The 21,414-nt window shown below is 56.1% G+C and carries 22 protein-coding genes; 6 read left to right on the forward strand and 16 right to left on the reverse strand.

All coding sequences use genetic code 11. The features are described from left to right. Positions 1-24 precede the first annotated feature (24 nt). The 10 genes from hydA to ABIB59_RS10400 all read right to left on the reverse strand — a co-directional run bounded on the left by hydA (position 25) and on the right by ABIB59_RS10400 (position 10,478). Positions 25-1,473, reverse strand: coding sequence for a dihydropyrimidinase (gene hydA / locus ABIB59_RS10355; protein WP_354035322.1), 1,449 nt, complete (start codon positions 1,471-1,473; stop codon positions 25-27). A 189-nt stretch (positions 1,474-1,662) separates the two neighbouring features. Then, entirely contained in the window at positions 1,663-2,967 is a 1,305-nt protein-coding gene (preA, locus tag ABIB59_RS10360) for an NAD-dependent dihydropyrimidine dehydrogenase subunit PreA (RefSeq protein WP_317078126.1), read from the reverse strand. Beyond that, a complete protein-coding gene (locus ABIB59_RS10365) occupies positions 2,960-4,348 on the reverse strand; it encodes an NAD(P)-dependent oxidoreductase (protein WP_354035324.1) in 1,389 nt (462 codons plus the stop codon). The genes preA and ABIB59_RS10365 overlap by 8 nt, the downstream gene beginning before the upstream one ends. A 234-nt stretch (positions 4,349-4,582) precedes the next feature. Further along, entirely contained in the window at positions 4,583-5,230 is a 648-nt protein-coding gene (locus ABIB59_RS10370; protein WP_125125149.1) for a TetR family transcriptional regulator C-terminal domain-containing protein, read from the reverse strand. Positions 5,231-5,272: 42 nt separating this feature from the next. Then, complete coding sequence (locus ABIB59_RS10375; protein WP_041852249.1) at positions 5,273-6,289, reverse strand: ABC transporter substrate-binding protein; 1,017 nt, start codon at positions 6,287-6,289, stop codon at positions 5,273-5,275. Positions 6,290-6,336: 47 nt separating this feature from the next. Beyond that, complete coding sequence (locus ABIB59_RS10380; protein ID WP_223878727.1) at positions 6,337-7,410, reverse strand: ABC transporter permease; 1,074 nt, start codon at positions 7,408-7,410, stop codon at positions 6,337-6,339. Further along, positions 7,407-8,288 (reverse strand): ABC transporter permease, encoded by an 882-nt coding sequence (locus tag ABIB59_RS10385; protein ID WP_354035327.1) that lies wholly within the window; start codon positions 8,286-8,288, stop codon positions 7,407-7,409. Before ABIB59_RS10385 ends, ABIB59_RS10380 begins: the two co-directional genes overlap by 4 nt. Continuing rightward, positions 8,278-9,117 (reverse strand): ABC transporter ATP-binding protein, encoded by an 840-nt coding sequence (locus ABIB59_RS10390; RefSeq protein ID WP_071193935.1) that lies wholly within the window; start codon positions 9,115-9,117, stop codon positions 8,278-8,280. The genes ABIB59_RS10385 and ABIB59_RS10390 overlap by 11 nt, the downstream gene beginning before the upstream one ends. Before the next feature lie 282 nt (positions 9,118-9,399). Continuing rightward, positions 9,400-9,930 carry a chromate transporter gene (locus ABIB59_RS10395; protein ID WP_169039746.1) on the reverse strand — a complete coding sequence of 177 codons (531 nt, stop codon included), beginning with the start codon at positions 9,928-9,930 and terminating at the stop codon, positions 9,400-9,402. Further along, positions 9,927-10,478: a chromate transporter gene (locus ABIB59_RS10400; protein ID WP_041852245.1), complete on the reverse strand. Its 552-nt coding sequence runs from the start codon at positions 10,476-10,478 to the stop codon at positions 9,927-9,929. The genes ABIB59_RS10395 and ABIB59_RS10400 overlap by 4 nt, the downstream gene beginning before the upstream one ends. Positions 10,479-10,686: 208 nt before the next feature. On the opposite strand from ABIB59_RS10400, the gene ABIB59_RS10405 reads away from it, so the two are divergent. Further along, the gene (locus ABIB59_RS10405) at positions 10,687-11,289 is read left to right on the forward strand and encodes a cupin domain-containing protein (RefSeq protein WP_041852244.1); all 603 of its coding nucleotides are present in this window, start codon (positions 10,687-10,689) and stop codon (positions 11,287-11,289) included. 585 nt (positions 11,290-11,874) lie between these two features. Continuing rightward, positions 11,875-12,336, forward strand: coding sequence for an acetyl-CoA carboxylase biotin carboxyl carrier protein (accB, locus tag ABIB59_RS10410; RefSeq protein WP_041852243.1), 462 nt, complete (start codon positions 11,875-11,877; stop codon positions 12,334-12,336). Between the two features lie 38 nt (positions 12,337-12,374). Here the strand turns inward: accB and ABIB59_RS10415 are convergent, their stop codons facing one another. The 5 genes from ABIB59_RS10415 to ABIB59_RS10435 all read right to left on the reverse strand — a co-directional run bounded on the left by ABIB59_RS10415 (position 12,375) and on the right by ABIB59_RS10435 (position 16,835). Beyond that, positions 12,375-13,139: a GGDEF domain-containing protein gene (locus ABIB59_RS10415; protein ID WP_041852242.1), complete on the reverse strand. Its 765-nt coding sequence runs from the start codon at positions 13,137-13,139 to the stop codon at positions 12,375-12,377. Then, entirely contained in the window at positions 13,133-13,549 is a 417-nt protein-coding gene (locus ABIB59_RS10420; RefSeq protein WP_071193932.1) for a DUF1987 domain-containing protein, read from the reverse strand. Before ABIB59_RS10420 ends, ABIB59_RS10415 begins: the two co-directional genes overlap by 7 nt. Then, complete coding sequence (locus ABIB59_RS10425; protein WP_041852240.1) at positions 13,542-14,123, reverse strand: SiaB family protein kinase; 582 nt, start codon at positions 14,121-14,123, stop codon at positions 13,542-13,544. The genes ABIB59_RS10420 and ABIB59_RS10425 overlap by 8 nt, the downstream gene beginning before the upstream one ends. An 8-nt stretch (positions 14,124-14,131) precedes the next feature. Further along, entirely contained in the window at positions 14,132-15,340 is a 1,209-nt protein-coding gene (locus ABIB59_RS10430) for a SpoIIE family protein phosphatase (RefSeq protein ID WP_354035331.1), read from the reverse strand. 481 nt (positions 15,341-15,821) lie between these two features. Next, positions 15,822-16,835, reverse strand: coding sequence for a malate/lactate/ureidoglycolate dehydrogenase (locus tag ABIB59_RS10435; protein ID WP_107222525.1), 1,014 nt, complete (start codon positions 16,833-16,835; stop codon positions 15,822-15,824). A 256-nt stretch (positions 16,836-17,091) separates the two neighbouring features. On the opposite strand from ABIB59_RS10435, the gene ABIB59_RS10440 reads away from it, so the two are divergent. From ABIB59_RS10440 to ABIB59_RS10455, 4 genes are all read left to right on the forward strand, one after another. Beyond that, a complete protein-coding gene (locus ABIB59_RS10440) occupies positions 17,092-18,081 on the forward strand; it encodes an ABC transporter substrate-binding protein (RefSeq protein ID WP_172600714.1) in 990 nt (329 codons plus the stop codon). Positions 18,082-18,101: 20 nt separating this feature from the next. Then, entirely contained in the window at positions 18,102-18,944 is an 843-nt protein-coding gene (locus ABIB59_RS10445) for an ABC transporter ATP-binding protein (protein ID WP_041852276.1), read from the forward strand. After that, on the forward strand, positions 18,916-19,782 hold the full coding sequence (locus tag ABIB59_RS10450) for an ABC transporter permease (protein ID WP_041852236.1): 867 nt from the start codon (positions 18,916-18,918) through the stop codon (positions 19,780-19,782). The genes ABIB59_RS10445 and ABIB59_RS10450 overlap by 29 nt, the downstream gene beginning before the upstream one ends. A 68-nt stretch (positions 19,783-19,850) precedes the next feature. Further along, complete coding sequence (locus tag ABIB59_RS10455) at positions 19,851-20,300, forward strand: GNAT family N-acetyltransferase (RefSeq protein ID WP_354035334.1); 450 nt, start codon at positions 19,851-19,853, stop codon at positions 20,298-20,300. Between the two features lie 45 nt (positions 20,301-20,345). Here ABIB59_RS10455 and ABIB59_RS10460 read toward each other — a convergent pair whose 3' ends face one another. Further along, positions 20,346-20,813, reverse strand: a complete 468-nt coding sequence (locus ABIB59_RS10460; protein ID WP_041852234.1) for a helix-turn-helix domain-containing protein — start codon at positions 20,811-20,813, stop codon at positions 20,346-20,348. Positions 20,814-21,414: the final 601 nt, after the last annotated feature.

Below are 21,414 nucleotides of genomic sequence, written 5' to 3' on the forward strand. Positions count from 1 at the left end.
GATTCTTTCCTCAATGTCAGGTGATTAGCGGGCGACGGCCTGCGGGGCGCGCTGGCGCTCCCATGCAGCCGCTGCGCTGAAATCCGGGCCGAACGCCGGACGTTTGATATAGCGCCCCGCGCCTTCGCGGGCGCGCAGGTCGCCATCAGCCCATACCAACTGGCCCTGGCTGATGGTGAAAGCTGGTACGCCGGTTACCGTGCGGCCTTCGAAAATATTAAAATCGTTGCGCGAATGATGAGTGCTGGCGGAGAGCGTTTTGCTGCCCGCCGGGTCCCAGAGCACCAGGTCTGCATCGGCACCCTGTGCCACACAGCCTTTACGCGGATAAATATTGAAGAGGCGCGCGGTATTGGCGGAGGTAATCGCCACGAACTCGCTCGGTGTCAGGCGTCCGCTGTTGACTCCCGCATCCCAGATGACCGCCATTCGTTCTTCCACGCCGCCGCAGCCGTTGGGAATTTTTGTGAAATTATCGCGGCCCACCGCTTTCTGGTTGGCGCAAAACGTGCAGTGGTCGGTGGCGGTGGTGTGGAGCTGACCGGATTGCAGGCCGTGCCACAGCGCTGACTGGTGGGATTTATCGCGAAACGGCGGGCTCATGACGTGAGCGGCGGCAAAGCTAAAGTCCGGATGGCGGTAGACGCTGTCGTCAATGACTAAATGCCCGGCGAGAACTTCGCCATAGACGCGCTGCCCACGACCACGCGCGCGGGCGATGGCTTCAGCGGATTCGCGGCAGGAGACATGTACCACGTAAATTGGCACCCCCATAATGCTGGCGACCGTGATGGCGCGGTTGGCGGCTTCGCCTTCCACTTCCGGCGGGCGGGAGAGGGGGTGGGCTTCCGGCCCGGTGATGCCTTGCTTGAGCATCTCTTGTTGCAGCAGGTAAACCATCTCGCCGTTTTCCGCGTGCACTGTCGGCATCGCCCCCAGTTCAAGGCAGCGGCGGAAGCTATTCATCAGGGTTTCGTCATCGCACATGATGGCGTTTTTGTAGGCCATAAAGTGTTTGAAGCTGTTAACGCCTTCCTGTTGGACCAGCGTGCCCATGTCCTGGCGTACGCTTTCGTCCCACCAGGTTATGGCGACGTGGAAGCTGTAATCGGATGCCGCTTTTTCTGCCCACCCGCGCCATTGCTGATAAGCGTCCATCAGCGGTTGCTGTGGGTTAGGGATGACGAAATCGATGATAGTGGTTGTGCCGCCCGCCAGTGCGGCAGCGGTGCCGCTGTAGAAGTCATCGACCGTAGTGGTGCCCATAAACGGGAAATTCATATGGGTGTGCGGGTCAATGCCGCCGGGCATGACATACAGCCCGCCCGCGTCTACGGTTTCGGTTGTGGCGGGGATGTCCCATTGGGATGCATCGCCGACGGCCGCAATGACGCCGTCGACACAGAGCACATCGGCACGACGCTGATGGTCGGCGTTGACGACGGTTCCGCCTTTGATCAACAGGTTACGCATTCGTTTTCTCCTGTAGTGCTTTGGTTAGTTATGTTCTTTTCCCCTCACCCTAACCCTCTCCCCAAAGGGGCGAGGGGACTGGATCGAGCCCACTCTCACTGAGTGACAGGATTCGCGCCGGGCCTGCTTTTCTCCCTCTCCCTTGAGGGAGAGGGTCGGGGTGAGGGGGAGCAGGCCGCACACCGTCAACTACGCCGTGGCGGCCATCGGGTTATTCGGGTGCGTCGTCCAATTGGCATACTGGTCCGTCACCACCTTGCCGGTACGCTTATCCACTTCGCCGGGTTGCAGACTGCGCAGTGAAATGCAGTTCTCCACCGGGCAAATCGAGGCACACAGGTTGCAGCCGACACAATCCTCTTCGCGCACTTCGAAACGCCGTTCGTCACCCGTGGTGGCGGAAATCGCCTGGTGCGACGTGTCCTCACACACCAGATGACAGCGCCCGCACTTAATGCACGACGCCTGGTCGATCACCGCTTTATCTACGTGATTGAGATTGAGATAGCGCCAGTCGGTAACGCTTGGCAGCGCCATGCCGCGAAAGTCTTCGAGGGTCCGGAATCCTTTCTGGTCCATGTAGTTCTCAAGGCCGCTTATCATGTCGCGCACAATCTGGAAGCCATGAACCATCGCGGCGGTACAGACCTGCACCGTTGCGCACCCCAGCGCGATAAACTCCGCCGCATCGCGCCAGGTGGAGATGCCGCCAATGCCGGAAATCGGCAGTCCACGGGTTTGCGCGTCGCGGCCAATTTCCGAGACCATATTCAGCGCAATCGGCTTCACCGCCGGGCCGCAATAGCCGCCGTGTGAACCCTGGCTGCCGGTATGCGGCGACATCAACATCTGGTCGAGATCGACGCCAATCACCGAATTGATGGTGTTGATAAGCGACACGGCATCCGCGCCGCCCGCTTTCGCGGCTCTCGCCGGGTAACGAATATCGGTGATATTCGGCGTCAGTTTGACGATCACCGGCAGGCTGCAATATTGTTTGCACCAGCGGGTGACCATTTCGATATATTCCGGTACCTGGCCGACCGCCGCGCCCATCCCGCGCTCGCTCATGCCATGCGGGCAACCGAAGTTAAGCTCGATACCGTCTGCCCCCGTGGCTTCTACCTGCGGCAGAATGGTTTTCCACGCTTCTTCTTCGCAGGGCACCATGATCGACACCACTACCGCCCGGTCGGGCCAGCGTTTTTTGACGCGGGTAATCTCTTCAAGGTTGATGGCCAGCGTACGGTCAGTGATGAGCTCGATATTATTCAGCCCCAGAACGCGCCGATCGGTCCCGAGTAGAGTGCCGTAGCGCGGCCCGCTGACATTCACCACATGCGGATCCAGCCCGAGCGTTTTCCACACCACGCCGCCCCAGCCCGCCTGAAAGGCGCGTTCCACGTTGTACTCTTTGTCGGTAGGCGGCGCAGACGCCAGCCAGAACGGATTGGGGCTTTTGATGCCCAGAAAATCGGTATGCAGACTAGCCATGAGAGTGCTCCTGAAATGAGGTGGCGTTAGCGGCGTCGGAGATAGTGAGGGCCAGCGCGATAGAGCGGGCGGCGAGCTTGCCCTGGCGTACGGCATCGACAGTCAGGTCAAGGCCGCCCGCACAGCAGTCACCTCCGGCCCAGACGTCCGCCAGCGAGGTGCGGCCGCACTCGTCGGTGGCGATACGCCCGTGTTTAAGTTGGATGGCTTGCCCGACAGGGGTGCTGTCGAAGGTCTGACCGATGGCTTTAAGCACCATGTCGGCTTCCAGCGTGAAGGTCTCATCGCTGACTTCCCCTTGCCGCACCACGCTGAACGTCACGCCGGTCAGTTGGCGATTGTGCTGCTCGAAGCGCAGAGGGGCGGCCCACAGGCGTATCGTTACACCATTAAGCTGTGCCCACTGGCGCTCTTTTTCTGAAGCTTTCATCTGTGCTTCGCCACGGCGATAGACCAGCGTGACCTCCTGAGCGCCAAGCTTTTTCGCCTGAACGGCGGCATCGACGGCGGTCATTCCGCCACCAATCACCACCACTTTGCGGCCAACGGGGAGCTCGCTGAGATCCGCGCACTGGCGCAACCTGGCAATAAAATCTACCGCTTCACAAACGCCTTCAGGTTCTGCGTCCCCGGTTTCCAGTTGGTTAACACCCGCCAACCCAAGGCCGAGAAATACTGCATCGTGGCTGGCCCGTAACTGCGCGAGGCTGAAATCTTCGCCCAGTGTTTGACCCGTGTGCAGCGTAATACCGCCGATGGAGAGCAACCAGGCTACTTCGCGAGCGGCGAAATCGTCGGTCACTTTGTAGCTGGCAAGGCCGTATTCATTCAGGCCGCCTGCTTTGCTGCGGGCATCAAAGAGATCCACGCTGTGGCCTGCTATCGCCAGATGATGAGCGACGGTAAGCCCGGCGGGACCGGCGCCGACCACGGCAACACGCCTGCCAGTTTCAGGCCCGCGAACGAACAACGGTTTACCGGGGTTAGCAAAAAAATGATCGGTGGCGCGGCGCTGAAGCAGGCCAATATTAAGTGGGCGACCATCCTGAGCGTTACGTACGCAGGCCTGTTCACACAAGGTTTCGGTAGGGCAGACGCGGCTGCAGATCCCGCCTAACACATTGGCGCGTAAAATGACCTCTGCCGCACCGCGATCGTTGCTCTGGGCGATGCGCTGGATAAAGCTCGGCACATCAATATCCGCCGGGCAGGCCCGGGAGCAGGGGGCGTCAAAGCAGTAGTAACAGCGTTCTGCTTCAATCACCGCCTGGGTGGCCGTTAACGGGGGCGCGCAGTCCGCAAACTCGCGGGCATACGCGTCGGGAGCAAGCCGTGCGGCCTGGATCCCCTGGGCGTGGCTACCTGAATCGTTGCTCATCATGCTTCTCCTGAATTGTCAGTGGGGTTATCTCTCCCCGTGTTAAAATCCTGACCAGATGGTTAAGTTTTCGCGTAATAACCATGCTAATTACGTGCCATTTACGACAAGTTTGCTGCATGATGCGTAAATTCAGGGACCCAGAGAAACATGAATAAAATAACCGGACTTTTACTGCTGTTTTTTGGTGCATTTCGCACCTTATTTGACGCTGATTGCTGCATTTTGCGGCAGGATTCATTCGAGGCCGCAGATCCGCCAGACGCAACGCAAAACATGTTCTGTCGCCCGTTGCTGTGCCGTCTTGCTGTGTGAGTCCTCTCCCAGCACGGCGGCAATCTGAATATCAAAATCCGCATAGGTTTGGGTCATCGACCAGACGGTAAAAAAGAAGTGGGTGGTGTCCATCGCAGAGAGCTTGCCGAGCGCAATCCAGCCATCCAGGATGCGGGCCTTTTCCGCGACCAGTTGTCGAAGTTGGGTCTTTAGCAGCGGGTGAACCACCTGCGCGCCTTGCAGGATCTCATTGGCGAACAGGCGGGAGGCTTCAGGGCGGGCGAAACTAAAGCCGATCTTTTTACGGACATACTCTTCCAGCGCGGTTTTGGGATCGGCGCTGGCAGAGATCCCCTCCAGCGGCGCCAGCCAGTCGTGCAGAATGCACTCCAGCACGCGCAAATAAAGGGTTTGTTTATTGCCAAAATAGTAGTGCAGATTGGCTTTGGGCAGGTCGGCGGCATCGGCAATCTGTTGCATGGTGGTGCCGCGAAATCCATAACGGGCGAAGACCCGTTCGGCTGCGGGCATAATGATCGCCTCGTTATCCTGGCGAATACGCCCTTTCTCCAGCGAGACCGCAATGCCGCTCAGCAGGCTTTCGTTCATGACAGGCTCCAGTGAAATCCGCCCTCCCTGGCGGGGGAGGGGTTATTTCAGCTTCGCCGCGGCATCCCAGACGGTATGGGTCATCGCGCTGTCACCCGGATCTTTTTTGATTACCGGGGTATCGCCACCGCTGTGCAGTAAAACATCAATGGTGCGACGGTAGGCCGCCGGGTCGAGATAGCCGATTTTCGGTGTGTTGGCGTTAGTGATGAGCTTCGCCACGTTCTCCATCTGGCGAGTTTGTACCTCTTCGGTGGCGGCGCCGGACGCATCTTCAGCAACCACGATTTTCGCCGCCTCTTGTGGGTGTTTCACCGCATAATCCCAGCCTTTGAACGAGGCTTTGAGGAACTTCGCCATTTTGGCGACGAACGCCGGGTCTTTCAGGCTGGAATCCAGCACATACAGGCCATCTTCGAGGGTAGAAACGCCCTGATCCTCATACGGGAAGGTGATCAGATCCGCTTCTTTCAATCCTGCGTCGATCAACTGCCAGTATTCGTTGTAGTTCATGGTGGAGATACAGGCTGCCTGATCCTGCAACAGTGGATCAACGTTAAAGCCCTGTTTGAGGATGGTAATGTCTTTGCCCGGTTTCAGGTTCAGTTTGCTCATCCAGTTGAAGAAGGGGTACTCATTGCCGCCGTACCAGACGCCCAGCGTTTTACCTTTGAAGTCGGCAGGCGTTTTAATGCCGCTCGATTTTTTACAGGTCAGCATCATCCCGGAACGATCATAAACCTGGGCAATGTTCACCAGCGGCACGCCCGCCTCGCGTGAGGCCAGCGCATCCGGCAGCCAGTTGACGATGACATCTGCGGATTTGCCAGCAATCACCTGAACCGGGGAGATATCCGTACCGCCGGGTTTGATCGTGACATCCAGTCCTTCCTCTTTATAAAACCCTTTTTCCTGCGCCACGTAGTAGCCAGCGAATTGCGCCTGCGGTACCCATTTCAACTGCAGCGTGACTTTCTCTGCTGCGTGTGCTGAAAAGGTAAAAGCCACAGACATTGCCGCCAGCAACAACCCCCGGCGAAAAGCGGAACGTTTCATCATGGGATAACTCCTCGGGTTAGTGTGCATCATCATGTTTTTATGTTGTTTTACTTTTCCGTTGCCATCCCGCGAATCGAGGGATGCCAGAAATTTACGCGGCGATCGAGCCGGACCAGCAAGGTGTAAATCAGCGAACCGGCCAGCGACGACACCACAATCGCTGACCACACGATGGGCATATGCATGCGCGCCGATTCTGTGGAAATACGAAAACCAAGCCCGGCGGTCGGTGAGCCAAAATATTCGGCGACGATGGCGGTAATCAGCGCCAGGGTGGCGTTCACTTTCAGGGCGCTAAAAATAAAAGGCAGTGCGGCGGGCAGGCGCAGCATGCGCAACTGCTGGTGGGGCGTTGCGGCGTAGCAATACATCAGCTCTTGCTCAAGCTTGCCGCTTGCTTTCAGCCCGGCAAGCGTGCTGACCAGCGCCGGAAAAAAGGTCACCAGAATGACCACGGCAGCTTTTGACGGCCAGTCGAAACCAAACCACATCACCGCGATAGGCGCGACGCCAACCAGCGGTACGGTGCTGGTCAGGCTGGCGACCGGCAGCAGCCCGCGTTGCAGGAAGGGTAAGCGGTCGATAAGCAGCGCCACGCCAATGCCTAAACCACAACCCAGCAGATATCCCACCAGCACCGATTTGAGGACCGTCTGTACCAGGTCACCCGCCAGCAGCGAGACGCCGTCGACTAACGCCGTGAGAATATCCAGTGGCGCAGGCAGGATGACCTGCGGAACGGCAAAGCCGGTGACCAGAATCTGCCAGAACCACAGCAGCCAGATGCCGAGCAGCGCGGCGACGGCGGCAGGCGGGACCGGGGCGCTCGCCAGTCGCTGTACGCTGACGGCGGCAAGCAGCGCCAGGGCGAGGGTGCTCAGGCCATTAAACGGCAACAGCGCAAGCCAGAGTGCGCTGCCTGCGAGCGCAGCGGCGAACAGCACGCTACGTAATGCCGTCTGTGAACAGGCCAGCAGCGAACAGACAACAAGCAACAGCGCATGGAAACGAAGCCCATAAGCGGCATCGCTGTCTCCGCTTAACTGAATCAGCGACAGAACGGCAACAATGAAGGCGCTGACTAATAGCAGGGTGCCTGGCGTTGTATTTTTTTTCATCATGCCCCCTTACGCTGGCGCATCACCAGCCGTTCGGTCAGGGTTACCAGCCCGGTTAATGCCAGGCCCAGCAGGGAGGCCATCACCAGCGCAGACCAGATCTGAATGGTGTTGCCGTAATAGGAGCCGGTGAGCAGCCTTGCCCCCAGCCCGGCCTGTGCGCCGGTGGGCAGCTCCGCCACCATCGTGCCGACCAGACCACTGGCAATGGCGACGCGAAAGGCCGGAAAGAGATAGGGCAACGAGGAGGGCAGACGCACCATCCAGAAGATATCGACCCGTCTGGCGGCATAGGTATGCACCAGTTCCATCTCCATTTTTTGCGGCGAACGCAGCCCCTGCACGGTGGCGATGGTGACCGGAAAAAAGCACAGGTACATGGCGATGGTTGCTTTGGGGAGCAGACCCGTTACCCCCAGACTGCCGAGAATAATCAGCACGATGGGGGCAATCGCCAGTACCGGAATGGTTTGCGAGGCGACAATCCACGGCATCAGCGCTTTATCGAGCGTCCGTGAATGGACAATGCACACCGCCAGCAGTACGCCTAACACCACGCCCATGGCGAAACCGGTCAGCGCGGCGCTGGCGGTCACCCAGGTATGCAGTAATAGGTTGCGCGGCGAAGTGAGCGGCCACTGGGTGATGCTGTTCCAGATATCAATAACCAACTGATGCGGCGCAGGCAGCAGCGGGCGGGTGGCATTGAGGGAGGCTGCAATCAGGTCTGTGCTTGTCCAGGGGCCGCGCGGGGTCAGTACACGGTCGATCACCCCGGAAGCATTCAGGGCGAAAGCCAGCACGTACCAGAGGATCAACGCCACCAGCAATACGCTGCCGACGGGCAGAACGTGCAGATGCAGACGCTGACTAATGGTCATGATGTCCCTCCACCAGTGCTTCGCGCACATCGGCGGCGAGCTGTAAAAACGCGGGGGTATCGCGAATGGCAAGGGAGCGCCCGGCGGGAAGCGGGGAGTCAATTACCTTCACAATCCTGCCCGGACGCGGCGACATCACCACAATTTTGGTCGACAGGTAGACGGCCTCGGAAATGGAGTGGGTCACAAAGACCATCGTGCGCTGTTCGTTAAACCACAGTTGTTGTAACTGCTGGTTGAGGTTGTCGCGCGTCAGTTCATCCAGCGCGCCAAAGGGTTCGTCCATCATCAGAATTTTGGGTTCAAAACCCAGCGCACGGGCAATGGAGACGCGCTGTTGCATGCCGCCGGAAAGCTGCCACGGATATTTTTTCTCAAAGCCTTTTAGCCCGACGCGTGCCAACTGCTCGCGGGCGATTTCGTCGCAGCGCTCCGGCGGCACGCCCTGGATTTGCAGCGGCAGTTTGACGTTGGCCAGCACGGTGCGCCATGGCAACAGGACCGGGGCCTGGAAGACATAGCCGTAGGCCCCCGCCTGGCGTGCCTCCGAAGGCGACATATCGTTAACCAGCACTTCGCCGGAGGTGATGGGTTCGAGGTCTGCAATGGCACGCAATAACGTGGTTTTGCCACAGCCGGAAGGGCCGATAAACGAGACAAACTCCCCCTGGCGAATGGTCAGGTTAATGTCTTTGAGCGCATGTACCGGCTGGTCGGCTGCCGGATAAATCACGTTGGCCTGGTTTACCCTGATGGCAGGCCTTGCGGTGGCGGTTGCCGGTTTTAACGGTACGACCGCAGATTCCTCTGCATAGATCAACTGGCTCATTCCAGGCCTCCCCTGTTTTTTGACTAACTGGTTAAGTTTGTTTCTCTATGCCATTTTTGTGCCAGGCGTTAAAAGGCAGTTTTTCGCGGTTTTTGACGGCAAAATAAGGTTTTTTGATGGCTAAATTGGTGCAAATGTCGACATTGGTGCGTGGTCGTGGGGCAAGGCGGTGTGGGGAAGTCAGGGCGAATTCGGTGAAAAAAGAAGCGGTAGTGTGCAGGTTACACGCCCCCTTCGCAAAGGGGGAGTGACAGTCTGGATGTGGCGGTGTGGCAGATGAGGTTATAGCCCGTATAGGGCGGCTATTAGTCCGACGATTCCGCCTGCGGCCAGTAAAATCAGCGGCGAAAGGCGGGTTTTCAAAAACAGAACAATACAGACCGCGATCGTGGCGAGTTGCAGATAATTATGGATCACCGCTCCGGCGACCAGCGCCCCGCCGGAGATAACCAGCCCGACCGTCAGCGGGATTAACGCATGGTTTAATACGCGTTTCATTTTCTCGTCGGTGTTCTTATTCCATAAGGTCACGCACGCCACCACGATCAGTGAGGAGGGGACGAACTGGCAAACGGTCGACACCATCAGCCCGGCGATACCCGCCACACGCCAGCCGACCAGTGAGGTAATCATCATATTGGGGCCAGGCGCGGCCTGGGCGAGAGCGAACAGTTCGCTGAACTCCCGTGAGGTCATCCAGTGGTGCACGTCGACCACCTGGCGTTGCAACTCAGGGATAATGGCATTACCGCCGCCCAGGGCTAAAAACGAGAGCTGTAAAAAAATGAAGGCGAGGGAAAACAGCGTTGTCATGATGTGTGTTTCCGGTAGCTCAGCATAATACTCAGCGGCACGGCGACCAGTAAGACTGGCAGCAACGGCAGGCGGAAAAGGGCAATCGCAACAATGATCCCGCCAAGAATAAGCCACGATGTCAGCGCACGCGGCATTGAGCGCAGGATTTTCAGGCCAGTAGCAATGATAAGCCCCGCGGCAGCGGCGGATATACCGGCGAAGACCGAGGCGACCAGCGGGTTGTCATGCCAGAGCAGCCAGATATTGCCAAGACAGACGATAACCAGCAGCGGTGCGGTCAGTAACCCCACCAGCGCGATAAATCCCCCTTTTATGCCATGGAATTCCACCCCGGTGGCGACACACAAATTCACGGCATTTCCGCCAGGCAGAAACTGACACAGCCCCAGCAGTTCGGCAAAGCGTTGTTCTGATAACCAGCGCTTTTTTTCCACCAGCGCCCGGTGCATAAGCGGCAACACCCCGCCAAACCCGGTCACTCCTAACATAAAACAGGCCAGCCAGAGCTGCCCCAATGTGGGTTTCGCGTCAGGCGACGCGGACATCTTCTTATTTTCTTGCACAACGACCTACCTTTAATGGCCGGATCCCTGGCGATCGATAACCTATTTGTAATCTTGATGAAATTACAGGAATTTCATTGGCAGAAAAATGATCGCCGCCGGGATCCGCAGCGACAGATATCGCAAGAGGGCGAAGGAATGGTGGGATTTCATCTACGCTAAGGAGATGGATCAACATGCAGGAGGTGCTATGGCTGATATGAATCGTCGCTGTTTTATGAAGATGCTCTCTGGCGCTGCGCTGACGACCCCCTGGCTGCTTGAGGCGGCTGAAAAGGGGCAGTCCGCGGCAGCTTCGGCTCCCGTGACCGGGGCTTTCTTGCTTTCGCCAAAAGAGTGGGTACCCAATAATCCTGTGTTGCCCGTGTTGCTGTATCGTCAGGTGATTCCGGGGCGGGCAACAGCCCAGGACGCGCAGCAGTTGTTTGCGAAAAATGGCTGGCCGCCGCAATGGGTGGACGGGGTGTTTGATTACCACCACTACCACAGCACGGCGCATGAGGTGCTGGGTTTTGTCGGCGGTGAAGCCAGGTTGATGTTGGGCGGTCCGGGCGGTAAAGAATTGACCGTGCGGGCGGGCGATGTGGTGGTATTACCTGCCGGGACGGGGCACTGTAATCTCGGCAGTAGCGCGGATTTTTCCGTCGTCGGCGCGTATCCACCAGGGCAGGATTTCGATCTCTGCCGTGATGCAGCCGATGCGCAAAGGTTAGCCGCGATTGCCAGTGCGACATTTCCTCATAGCGACCCGGTTTTTGGCGCGCAGGGATTGCTTTTAGAGCAATGGCTTTAATCGTGTTGCCAGGAATTTTCTTGTTTTATGGCAGGGCTAACTTTGCGGTCTACGCTTAAAGCGCATTAGGAATGCAAAGCTCTCTGTGTATGTAATGATGGTCTTCTCTATTGAAAGACATTGTTGGATAAAAGGTTTTGGACATGTTGCGGCCAGCTCGTGAGAGCTGGCTTTTTTTTGGCCATTTAGCGGGTTTTTTTGGAACCTTTAGGAAATTATGATCGCCGTCATAATTCTGAAAAGCTGGTATGATCTGCTTATTGCCAGGAATTTTCCGATAGACTACTATGGCTTCACCCCCAGACAGAGCTAACGCCACAATAGATAGTGAGTGCCGGAGATAAGCGCCGGGAGGGTAAATAAACTTGAAGTATTTGCTCGATTTAAAACACCAGGCCCTGGCATCTGCCAGGGCTTAATCGTTTTTAGCGCCGCTGTTTTTCTTCACCCTGCGCATTTCGTTATTCCCCTTCGATCGCCGGAGATCCTGTTTATCGTTGCGCTTTGCAATAACCTCTTCTATACACTGCATATTCACGTCGTTACACTTGCGCGACATCCGGCACTGAACCACTGAGAACCCCTATGGATATTGAGAAAATCAAGCAACTGATCAAACTGGTCGAAGCGTCAGGCATCTCCGAACTGGAAATTTCCGAAGGCGAAGGGTCGGTGCGTATCAGTCGCGCGGTCGCTACCCCTGCGACACAGCATACGTATACCCTCCCCGTCATGCCGCAACCAGCACAGTCAAACGCGGTTGCGCCAGTCGTAACCACAGTGGCGGCAGAGTCTGCTGCCGCACAAATCAGTGGTCACATCGTGCGTTCCCCAATGGTCGGGACCTTCTATCGCACGCCGAGCCCGGATGCCAAAGCGTTCTGTGAAGTCGGCCAAAAAGTGAATGTGGGCGATACCCTGTGCATTGTTGAAGCGATGAAAATGATGAACCAGATCGAAGCGGACAAAGCAGGGGTAGTGAAGGCGATTCTGGCGGAAAGTGGTCAGCCGGTTGAGTTTGACGAGCCGCTGGTCGTCATCGAATAACGCGACTGACGACCGGCATATCAGGATGCCCTGCTACCCTAACGGACGAGTGCGATGTTCGCCTGGACCGGGGGGGCCTGGCGAAAAAAGTCCTCATGCAGCGCAACCTGGTTACGCCCGCGCTTTTTCGCTGTATAAAGCGCGGCGTCGGCGGCGCTGTACAGGTTTTCAAAGTCACTGTTTTTCATGCCAAGGCTGACACCGAAACTGGCGGTCACCAGTTGTTGCGGTAAGACATCCAGCGGCGATGCATTCAGGGAAGAGTGAATGTAACTGGCAATGATCATCGCATCTTCAATGCGGGCTTCCGGCAGTAAAATCGTAAACTCTTCACCGCCGACGCGACCAATGGACGCACTTTCCGGCAGCGCGCGGCGAATGCGCGATACCAGCGCGCAAATCACCCTGTCACCCGTGGGGTGACCATATTCATCATTGATGCGTTTGAAGTGATCAATATCCAGCAGGATCAGAGCGACGTTTGCCTGCGTCAGGGATTTATTGATGTGGTTGATGATGGCGCTGCGGTTAAAGACGGCGGTGAGCGGGTCGTGCGTGGCCTCATACTCAAGCTGGGCCGCCAGTTTTTGCAGTTGCTCATTCATACGGTTCAGTTCACGTTCCGCACGGTCGCTGCGGCTGATCACGCGGTAGGATTCGCGGATCAGGCGTTGATAATGCTTCGCCACGCTCCACAGTTTTTCACGACAGGCGTCTGCGGGCAGCGTGGCGTCTGCCGCTGCCAGGCGAGCCTCTTCGAGTACGGAATATTCCTCCTTGAAAAGCTCATTAATATCTAGCATGCGTCAAGATCCGGGATAAGAAAGACCGCCAGGGATGGGAAGTCGATACGTAACTCCTGACCGAACTCTTCGGAAATATCGTCTTCCTCGTCATAGTACCAGTGCAGTTCGCAGGCGATACCGCCTTTCGCAAAGCCATTCAGACACTCGAACAGTTCAAATAACAGCTTGGTGCTGGAGCTATTGAAATAGCTCAGTGCGACATGCAGACGAACCGGTTCATCGGTGGCCGGTTTGTCTTGCAGCCAGTTCTCAATGGCCTGCAACAGCGGACGAAAGAACGCCGCGGCATTTTCAGGATAGGCTTCACCTTTAAGCACCAGACGATGTGCTGAAAAATCAAAATTCACTTCCGGTGTGGCCTGGGTTGCGGGCTGCTCAATGGAAGAGGTTAATGTCATATCAGTCATGGCAAAACGTTGCCTTTAGGTGAAAGGCGGACAACGGACTGGCCGCCAGTGGATGAATGCGATACTCCAGTGGCTCACTGGTATCCCGCGCCATGGTCAACAAACCAATGTTCGCGCCCTTGCTTGTGGCAGGCGCTTCACTGCGTAATCCCTGTTTCCAGGCATTGCGGATTTCCGCCTGTGTCATTGTGCGCAGGACTTCGAGGTTTGTTTTTAGCAAAGAGGATTCTTCCGGGCCAACCAGATTTGCGGTTTCGAGGTAATAATTTGCCTGGTCGGTGTGAAAACACAGTGAACCATAGCGCAATTCATCCTGGCCCGTGCACAGAAAGCGTTCATCCGATGAATAGCGAACGATGTTTTGCCCCATCTCGATAAAGACAGAGAATAATTTGCGACGCGTCGCTGAGGAGGCTTCATGTTTATCCAGCCACGTGCGCATCACGTCACCCATCGACACAATGTGCTGTTGGGAAAAATAGCCCGTGTAAAAAAGCTCGACAGCGCTTTGCCGCTGAAGAGTGAAAAGGGGGAGCAAAACCGCTTCTTTGACCTGCAGGTCGCTTATTTTCATTTAATTTATCACCAACGGAAACCAAACCAGGTCATGTCATCACGCGCGGATTGCTTGCCCTGCCAGCTCGTCAGCGCCAGGAGTAGCGCCTCGGAAATGGACGACATTGGCAGCGCACGTTGCTGCAATAACAATGACTGAATACGCTTCTTACCAAACATTATTTCCCGCGGACCGCCAATCTGGTCGGTTACGCCATCGGTTACGATCAACAACTGATCGCCGCGACGTAACGGACGCTGATGACGACGCCACTGATAATCTTTGGCCGTATCTGAATAGCCGATACCTTTGCGATCGCCGTCAAGATTAACGACCTCTTCGTCGTCCGCGCCGAGCATAAAGGCATGCATACGCGCGTTAGACCAAATGAGCTGCTCATTTTGCGTATCGACAAACACGGCGATGGCGTCACAACCGTCGTTGGACTGGCCCATATCTGCGGTGGGATGACTCTGGCTCAACGTCTGTTTTATATAATGGTTGATTGACGCGAGCAGGCGATCTGGCTCGTGGGCCTGCGCCTGAGTCAGCGCTTTTTCGAGCGCAGACGAAAAAATAAAGGTCATAAACGCACCGGGAACGCCGTGCCCGGTACAGTCGGCCAGCACCAGAAGCCAGCCGTTTTCGCAGCGCTGAAAGGCGTAAATATCGCCGCCGACACAATCACGTGGGTGCCAGTACAGACACCAGTCATTCAGCGTTTGCTCAATGTTTTGCCGTGAGCGGCTGAGCATGGACTCCTGAATGATGCGCGCATATTCAATGCTTTGCATGATTTGCCTATGCTGTTTCGCCTGCAAATCCGATACCGTGCGAATCAGATCAAGACCGAGGCCAATACCGATGTATTGGTTATCTTCGGTCAGGATAAACCCCTCGGTAATCGCTTTATCGCCCGTTTCGATGACGCGCTCGGCCAGGTAATCCAGGCCTGCGTCAGCCTCGACAATGAGCGGCGTTTTATCCATAAACGCGATGCAGCTTTTCTGGTCATACAGTTCATGGAAAAACGGACGGCTCATCTGCGAAAGAAAAATGTGGCGGTTAATCATGCCAATAGGGCGATTCTGTTCAAGAACGGGTAAGCCAATCAGTGACTTATGTTCGGAGAACATCGACATGACCTGCACATTATTTGCTTCGGGGGTTACGTGCGGAACGGCAATACGTAACACGCCCGCAGTAAGCTGCCGCGATGAAAGAGGTATATCCATGATCCTGCTGTTTTCCTTGATAAGAATAATCTGAGGATAAAGCCTGATTGTGACGGTTTCATTGCAGCGGATTACAGATGATTATTACGGTAGATTATTGTTCCTAAAGGCAAATCACAGCCACTTTGCCAGAGGCAAAAAAAAAGCCCGCACGTGACGTGCGGGCAAATAATACTGGAAGCAATGTGAGCAATGTCGTACCGAATACCTGAGCGATTTACTCAACTACTCGGTGATGAGAAAGATAATCTTTATCATCTTTGTTATCAACCCCAAATTTTGTGCAACTTTCAAAAAAGTGGCGGGGAGGGGTCTGCGGCTGTTCCCCCTCCCTCAAGGGGTGAGGAATCCCCACAAAAATGCGAGCACGATCGGTCCCCTCTCCTCTTTGGGGAGAGGGTTAGGGAGAGGGGGAAAAGCGGCTTCCTAGCACCTGGGGAGAGGGTTAGGGTGAGGGGAAAAGGTCCCTTTGCGGGAAAACCTACAGCCCCAGCGCCTCAAACTGTTTCCAGCTCACCTCGTCAACGTAGATTCCGTTCTCCAGCCGCTGTTGCCTGGCGCGGGCTTCCGGTTCGCCGGGAAGCAGAACATCGTGCCCCTGCTGGTCGTGCTTCATCCAGTCCAGTTGAGCCATCACCTCCTTAACATAATTCTCGCCCGCGCCCAGCCGGGCAGGATCGAAAATAATAGAAAGCATATTATTGATGATGCCCTTGCGTGGCGGGATCTGATGGCTCTCGGTCTCGCCGCCGGTTAGCGCGGCCCCCAACAGGCTGCAAATCAGCGACAGCCCTGCGCCCTTATGCCCGCCGAAGGCCAGCAGCGCGCCATATGGCTCCTCCATTAGCCAGCGCGGATCGGTGGTGGGATTACCGTCTGCATCCACCGCACAGCCTGGCGGAATGGCGCGCCCCTCATTCCAGGCAATGCGCGCTTTATTCCCGGCGATGGCGCTGGTGGCGAAGTCCAGAATCACCGGCGCTCGCCCGCTGACCGGCACGCCCACGCAGAAGGGATTGGTGCCAAGGCGCGGGTTGCGTCCCTCAAACGGTAATACCGCAGACGGCGCGGCGACATTAGCAAAATGGATCGACACCAGCCCCTCCGCGGCGACCTGTTCGGCCCAGGCGCCGATACGCCCCAGATGGTGTGAATCTGCAAGGCTTACCAGCGCGACGCCATATTGCTGCGCGCGTTCAATACCCGCCGCCATCGCCTGCCTGCCGAGAACCTGGCCAAAACCGTAGCCGCCATGAAAAGAGAGCAGGGGGCCAGCATCGCGAATCAGCCGCAACTGCGCCGACGGTTGTAAATCGCCCGCCAGAATGGCGCTGATATAGCGTGGAAGCAGGGTAACGCCGTGTGAATCGTGACCTTTTAGCGAGGCGTCGACGAGGTTGTCAGCGACCTGGCGGGCAATGTCTGGTGGGGTATTTACACGCACGAGATGCTGTTCCAGTAGTGTGCGCAATTGCTGGTGGGTTAATACGGGCATAATTAATCTTACCGCAAGCAGGGTTATTGAGTGTATTTTGACTATAGCGAGGATGCTTTTTTTACATAACCATCAAAAATAACTTAGCTTTGCCACTTTTTAACTATTCATCTCCATAAAACACCGCAAATCTCTATTGTGAATTTTTAGCTAAGCATTGCGAATAAAATCATTTCCTTTTTAATGCCCCGCCAGCCAATCATTTTCCGGATATGACTTATGAAACCTCCGGGGAAAGGACATGAATAAAATGAAAATGATCGCCAGCGCAATGTTGACCGTCGCGCTGAGCGGTATTAGCGCATCGGCGCTGGCAGAAGGAAAAATCAGCATTGCACAGCAGTTTGGTATTGGTTATTTGATTCTTGATGTGGTGCGTGACCAACAGCTTATCGAAAAAGAGGGGAAAAAAGAGGGGCTCGATATTGAGGTTGACTGGCGCACCATTTCCGGGGCGACAGGCATGAATGAAGCGCTACTTTCCGGCGCGCTGGATGTGGCATCTGCCGGGGTTCCACCGCTTCTGACCCTGTGGGATCGCACCAAAGACAAACAAAATGTGAAGGCGATTGCCTCATTAGGATCGATGCCTAACTACCTGCTCAGCAATAATCCGGCGGTGAAAACCATAAAAGATCTTAGCGATAAAGACCGTATCGCAGTACCCGCAGCAGGGGTGGGATTCCAGTCGCGAACCTTGCAAATTGAAACCGCCAAATTATATGGCAACGCCGATTTCAAACGTTTCGATAATATAAGCGTCAGCTTGCCACACCCGGATGCCAGTGCCGCATTAATTGCCGGTGGCTCGGAAATTACAACTCATTTCTCCAGCCCGCCATTCCAGTATCAGGCGCTGGAACACAGCAACGTACATAAAATTCTCAGCTCTTATGATGTGCTTGGCGGACAGGCGACATTTAACGTGTTGTACACCACGCAAAAATTCCATGATGAGAATCCAAAAACCTATAAAGCGTTTTATCGTGCGCTGGTCGAAGCGGCAAAAATTATTAATGCCGATAAAAATGCAGCCGCAGAAACCTATATTCGGGTAGAGAAATCTCGCCTGCCGCTGGCGCTGGTACAAAAAATTGTTAATGACCCGGAAATCAGCTTTACCGTCTCGCCTGAACGTACGGGTGTATACGCCGAAAAACTTCATGAGCTGGGCGTGTTGAAAAACAAAGCCGACTCCTGGAAAGACTATTTCTTCAACGAAGCGTGGGAAAACCCAGGCAGTTAAGCCGCATGGCGGAGGCAACGATGGCACAGACAACGTCCGACGGACCACTGCTGCAGGTCAGAAATGTGGATATTGAATACCGCACCCGTGAACGCCAGGTGCGGGCTACCCATGATGTCAGCTTTGATGTCTGGCCAGGCGATCGCTTTATTTTGCTCGGACCATCCGGGTGCGGAAAATCCAGCCTGCTAAAAGCGGCTGGTGGTTTTCTTGCGCCGCGCGGCGGGGAAATGTTGCTGGAAGGACAACGTATTCGCGCCCCTGGTCCGGAGCGGATGATGGTTTTCCAGGAGTTTGACCAGTTGCCGCCCTGGAAGACGGTGCTGGAGAACGTGATGTTCCCGTTGCTGGCAAGTCGCAAGGCTACTCGCCCGGAAGCCCGTGACACGGCGCTGCATTTCCTGAGCAAGGTGGGGCTGGCGGACTTTGCCGATGTGATGCCGCATATGCTCTCGGGGGGCATGAAGCAGCGGGTGGCGATTGCCCGGGCGCTGGCGATGAAACCGCGTATTCTGCTGATGGATGAACCCTTTGCCGCACTGGATGCCCTGACACGTCGCACGATGCAAGAGGAGTTGCTCGCCCTGTGGGAGGAAGAACGCTTTACGCTGCTGTTTGTGACGCACTCTATTGAGGAAGCGCTGGTGGTGGGAAGCCGAATTCTGGTGCTATCGCCGCACCCTGGCCGGGTACGTGCTGAACTCAATTGCCATCAATATTCCCTGAATGACTACGGTAGCGAAGCGTTTCAACATGCCGCCCGTCATATTCACGATTTGTTATTCCCGACCACGGCGAACGACCCGCGGCCCGAACAGAAACAGGAGCGTGCCTATGTCGCAGCCACCTTACATTCGTCCTGAGTTTGAGCGTGAGCTTGCGCCGCTGCGCGATCTCCCGGTTGAGACGCCGCTACCGCTGGGCCAGCGCTTATGGAATCAGACATGGCTGCGCAAATCGTTGATTCTACTTTTGGTACTGGCGTTATGGGAACTGGCCGCGCGGGTGGCGCAAAACGATTTGATGTTGCCAGGCGTGGTGCAGACAATGCATGCTCTGGCAGAGGATATGCGTAACGGCGAGTTGCCGGAGAAGATCGTCAACTCGTTTAGCACGTTACTAAAGGGCTATTTGATTGGCAGCGTGCTGGCCCTGTTGGCGAGCGCGCTGGCAGTGACCACGCAGTTTGGCCGTGACCTGCTGAGCACGCTAACGGCGATGCTTAACCCATTACCCGCTATTGCGCTGCTGCCGCTGGCGCTGTTGTGGTTCGGGCTGGGGAATGTCAGCCTGGTGTTTGTGCTGGTACATTCAGTGATGTGGCCGATTGCGCTTAATACCTGGTCAGGGTTCAGTGGCGTGCCGGAAACGCTGCGCATGGCCGGGCGTAATTATGGGCTGAGTGGGCCACGTTATGTTTTAACCATTTTGATCCCGGCGTCGCTACCGTCGATCCTCGCCGGGTTAAAGATCGGCTGGGCGTTTGCCTGGCGTACACTGATCGCCGCTGAGCTGGTGTTTGGCGCTTCAAGCGGCCAGGGCGGGCTGGGGTGGTATATCTTCCAGAACCGCAATGAATTGTTTACTGACAGGGTATTCGCCGGGCTGGTGACGGTGATTGCGATTGGCCTGCTGGTGGAGGGGGTGGTGTTTGCCACTCTGGAGAAGGTAACGATTAAGCGCTGGGGAATGCAGCGTTAGCGTTTTCTCCTCTTCCTTACAGGGCAAAGGGCCGATCGGGCGCTCTGTATCAGCCGTAAGAGGGAAGAATGATCCAGGTAGAAAGAGCCGATCCGCTATCGGCAGACTCGCAGGCGCTTATTGAAAAACTCTCTGCCGTGCTTGCGCGCATCACCGGCAGCAGCGGCAAGCGATCTTTTAACATGGATGACCTGCAATCCGCGCGTTCAGTATGGGCGCTGGCCCGAAACGCGCAGGGTGTTGCGATAGGCTGTGGCGCTATTCGCCCGTTAACCCAGGAAACGGCGGAACTGAAAAGGATGTATTCCACGGGGAGCGAAGCGGGGGTGGGCAGCGCAATACTGTGCTTTCTGGAAGAGGCGGCAAGGACGCTTGGCTATCGCGAAGTTACCCTCGAAACGCGGCGCGTCAACCACAAGGCCGTGGCGTTTTATGAAAAGCATGGCTACACCGTTACCGACAATTACGGTGTCTATATTGGCAGGGCTGAGGCGGTCTGTTTTATCAAGCGCCTGTAAGGTCCGGGCAAGGCGCTACGCACTGGCAGTAGCGCGCTTATCTCATTACTTGCGCAGTAGCTTTTGCAGCCTTTTTTTCTGCCACCCGCTAATCAGATTGCCAAAGACAAAAACACGCAGCCCACGCACCACCAGTAATGCGCCCCAGATGGCAGCCACCCAGAGCGACCAGACGCTCTCTGGCGAGGTGGTGCGATTGAGGATATAAAGTAAAACGCAGACCACCACCGCGGTTAATATCGAGCGGTACAGGCGGCTCTCTTCTTCCAGTTGCTTTCTGGCTTCCGTAATGCGCTGATCCAGCGCTTCATCGCCTTCGCTTTGTGTGCTGCCGGACAGTTCGCTAACGCTCACTTCAAAAACGGCAGCCAGGGCGCTGAGCGTTTCCAGGCTTGGTTGCTCCTGGTTTTCAATGCGCTGTATGGTGCGCACGCTTAATGCAGCCATTTCCGCCAGTTGTTCCTGTGACCAGGCACGGGCAAGGCGAAACTCTTTCACTCGATTGGTACTCATCAGAATGTCTCCGTGGTAAGCAGGATGACAGCGTCGCCCAAAAGGGAAAATAGCGACACGACATACACCCGACAGTAACCTGACAGCGGCATGACACGGCGCTTGCCGACCCACTTTGCTATCTGATGTCCCGATATTCAAGCATAACGCGTGATGCGTTTTTTTTGGTTTTCTTCTGTCGTAAATACGCGGTTTTTTGCCGGGGGGCTTCTCAAGTCATTTAGGCAGATACTATAAACGTCTTCAACCACTTAAGTCACAGCTGACTCGTTTTCCCGCATGACAACCACAGCGACATCTATGTGCCCCCCTGGCGCAGAGCGTGCAGCGAGGGGGTTGAGTCCCCGCTGAAATCGGTGAGACGAAGACCCGATGACAAGGGCAGGCCGCCAGGGATGGCGGACTGAGGTTTGTCGAGACAGGACGTCGAGTCAAACCGACCGCAGGCAGCGGGGCGGGAGGCGAACGCAGTGCGAAGCACCGATTTTTTGCGGGGCCGCGGGGATTGTAAAGGGGAACGCGGTGTTCCCCTTTACCCGTTCACGTGTTCGGGAGGTCCATTTCGCCATGAACGTAAGTTGAACGGAACCCACCACCTGAG

This window comes from Citrobacter sp. UYEF32 (assembly GCF_040546205.1).
GTDB lineage: Bacteria > Pseudomonadota > Gammaproteobacteria > Enterobacterales > Enterobacteriaceae > Phytobacter > Phytobacter diazotrophicus.